3 protein-coding genes are annotated in these 2,645 nt (G+C 72.8%); all 3 read left to right on the top strand.

What is annotated here, in order from left to right:
- Positions 1-607: hypothetical protein (locus tag U9977_RS00240; protein ID WP_322747083.1), on the top strand; the 607-nt coding region annotated here is incomplete at its 5' end.
- A gap of 158 nt (positions 608-765) precedes the next feature.
- Positions 766-2,013, top strand: a complete 1,248-nt coding sequence (locus tag U9977_RS00235) for an OmpA family protein (RefSeq protein ID WP_322747082.1) — start codon at positions 766-768, stop codon at positions 2,011-2,013.
- Positions 2,014-2,015: 2 nt separating this feature from the next.
- The coding region (locus tag U9977_RS00230) for a hypothetical protein (RefSeq protein WP_322747081.1) at positions 2,016-2,645 on the top strand (630 nt) is incomplete at its 3' end.

Below are 2,645 nucleotides of genomic sequence, written 5' to 3'. Positions count from 1 at the left end.
GACTCTCGTCCAGGAGAAGATCGCCGTGGCGACCCGGTGCGTGCTGCGGACCTACCCGCCGCATCAGGCCGCCGAGGCCGAGACCTGCCTCAACGCCCGGCTGGACGTGCTGGCGCACCAGGGCCTGCCGGAGACGACGCTGGGGTGGTCCGCCCGGGCCGAGGTCACCCTGCACACCGACGTGCGGACACTGCAGCAGCAGGCGTGGACCAGGGCGCTGGAGCAGGACGCGCTGCACGACTTCTCCCAGCAACTCGTCGGCAACTACACCGAGATGGCGACGCAGTGGCGGCGGCTGCTGGCGATGCTCGGCATCGACGCCCTCGACGCCGATCTGCCCCCGGCACCGTACCTGGCCCGCTACCTGCTGCGGCTGGCCGCGCAGCCGCAGCACGCCGCGGACATCGTCGACCGGCTCGCCGAGCAGCGCGAGTCCAAGGATGACGACCTGCTGGCAACGGTGTTCAAGGCGGTGGACAACGCGAACAACGTCGATCTGCTGGAGTTCGACGTGGCACACAACTCCGCGTTGGTCCGGCTGATGCAGTGGGCCGGACTACCGGTGGCCGACTGGTCGAACCCGTCGACGTCGGGCGGCGCTCGATGAGCCCCGCCGCGGGTCGGCGCCCGCCGCCCGCCCGCCGGTCGGGACCGCGACCGGCCGTCCGACCGACCCCGCGGACAGCGGCCCGAGCGGTCCCGGCGGCGGCAACTCGACCGGCGGCCGGATCGACGGCCCGGTGGCCGCGCCTGCTGGTCACGGGGATGGCGCTGTTCGCCGTCGGCGCGGGCCTGTTCGTCGCCTGCCAACCGGGCAGCCCGTCCTCCCCGTCGTCCGACGTGGACGCCTGCGCCGGGCGTCCGAACACGCCGGACGCCGTCCCGGGCGCCGGGATCACCGCGCTGGTGCTCGACCGCTCCGCCAGCGTCCGGGGCAACGGTGGCCCGGCCTACGCGGCAGCGCCGGAACTGGACGCCGCGACCCGCGCGGCGGTGCTGCGTGGCGACACGATCACCATCTCCGGCTTCGACGGCTCAGCTACGACGATGACCTGGACCACAGTGGCGACCCCGCGTCTGGCCAACCCCGACCAGCGGACCAGCGCCCAGGTCGCTTCCCTGCGCTGCGCCCGGCAGCTGCTGGCGAACGCGGCCACGGCACCGGCCCGCGCGGCGGGCAGCGACATCCTTGGCGCGCTGGCGGCAGCAGCCCACCAGACCGCCACCGCATCCGGCCGCCGCCACGTCGTCGTCGCCTCCGACGGGCTGGTCAACTCCGGCTGCGCGGATCTGCTCGAATCCCCCATCGCCGGGGACGTACAGAAGATCGTCACTGATTGCCGAACGGCCACGCAGCTGCCCGACCTCGCCGGCGTCCAGGTCACCATGTTCGGAATAGGCCATCCGGCGGACGACCAGCCGTCGCCGGCAACCGCCCAGCTCGACTGGCTGACCGCGCTGTGGCGCGGACTGTGCGGCGCGGCCACCGCGAACCCGACGTCGTGCGACATCCACAGCGAGGCCACGGCGGCGGCCGGCGGGTCCGTGACCACCGGTCCGGCGACCCGAACGCCGGGCGTGCCGGACGCCGCCGTCACCTTTCCCGCCATCACCGAGCGACGCGACAGCGGAACGATCATCGTGACGCTGCCCGACCGAATGCTGTTCGACACCAACTCCACCGAACTGCTGGCAACGGCCCGGACCGCGCTCACCGACGTGGAGCGGCGGGTGCGCGGGGCGTCCGGAACCGTCACCGAGGTCGACGGGCACACCGACTCACGTGGCACGGACGACCACAACGATCTGCTCTCCCTGGGCCGGGCGCAGCGGGTCGCCGACGCGCTTCGGGCCGACGGGCTCACCGTGGGCAAGGCGATCGGGCTCGGCGAGAGCCGCCCAAGTCCGGCATGCGGACTGGAACACCGCACCGACGGCAGCGCCGACCCGGCCGCGATGAGCTGCGACCGCCGGGTCGAGATCGTCATCGCACTCGGCCAGACGAAAGGATGACGGTGAGTCGACAGTTCTCACTCGAACCACGACCGTGGGCGCTGTGCACCGCCTCCCCCCCGTGCCCGGCGCCCGGGGCGCCCGCATGCCGCTGTCTGACGGACTTCCTGGCCCAGCGCGCCGAGGATGATCCGCAGGGTACCGCGCACCTGCTCGCGTTCCGGGAGAGCGCCGAGGTGGTGCGCTCGGCCCGGCCGGGCATCGAGCAGGCGCTGCGGACCCTGATCGAGGCGGCCACGGCGACCGACTCCGCCCTGCGTGCTCTGGCCACTTTCGTGCGGCAGGAGCAGATCGTCACCACTCGCCGGCAGGCGGCCCGGGTGGAGGCCCGCTACGCCGACGACGGGCCACACGACCGGCGCCGACCGCTGCGGATGCCCCGCTTCCTGTCGCTGTCGGCACTCGCCATGGTCGCGACGCTGCTGGTGGCACTGTTCGAGGTCTGGTTCCTCGGCCGGCTGTTCCGCTACCTGACCGGAGTCGGTGACTCAGTAGCCTCAATCGAGTACTGGCTGTCCTACCTACCGGGGGTGGGACTGGCCCTACTGCTGTTCTGGACCGGCCATCTGCTCGCCGAACCGGTCGTCATCTGGCGCCGGCGACGTGCCGGATGGACGGACACCGAACCGCCC

Source organism: Protofrankia sp. Cas8, from assembly GCF_963555845.1.
GTDB lineage: Bacteria > Actinomycetota > Actinomycetes > Frankiales > Frankiaceae > Protofrankia.
This window is presented reverse-complemented; position numbering and strand designations above follow the sequence as displayed.